A 550-nucleotide genomic window follows, 5' to 3' on the forward strand; every position below is an offset into this window, starting at 1 on the left:
GAGGCGTTCCGGGCCGCGTCCACGGAGGCCCAGTCCGCGTTCGGCGACCCGACCCTATACATCGAGAAGTTCATCGAACAGGCGCGTCACATCGAGATCCAGGTGATGGGCGACCAGTTCGGGAACGTGGTGCACCTGGGCGAGCGCGAGTGCTCGACGCAGCGACGCCACCAGAAGCTGATCGAGGAGGCGCCCTCGCCGGTGCTCGGGGCACGGGCCCGCCGGGCCATGGGGCAGGCCGCGGTCCGACTGGCCGAGAACGTCGACTACGTCGGCGCGGGCACGGTCGAGTTCGTCGTCGACGACCGGGACGGGGAGTTCTACTTCCTCGAGATGAACACGCGCATCCAGGTCGAGCACCCGGTGACCGAGATGATCAGCGGACGTGATCTGGTGGCCGAGCAGATTCGCGTCGCCTCGGGCCTGCCGCTTTCGTTCACTCAGGACGACATCGTCCTGCAGGGGCACTCCATCGAGTGCCGGATCAACGCCGAGGACGCAGACCGCGGCTTCGCCCCCAGCCCGGGCCTGGTCAGCGACTGGTCCGCGC

Annotated in this window: 1 protein-coding gene; it reads left to right on the plus strand. The window is 68.5% G+C overall.

Annotation, left to right across the window (positions count from 1 at the left end; all coding sequences use genetic code 11):
- The coding region (locus AC1DYK_RS35555) for an ATP-binding protein (protein ID WP_478170546.1) at positions 1–550 on the plus strand (550 nt) is incomplete at both ends.

The organism is Variovorax sp. P2_H12, from assembly GCF_056403395.1.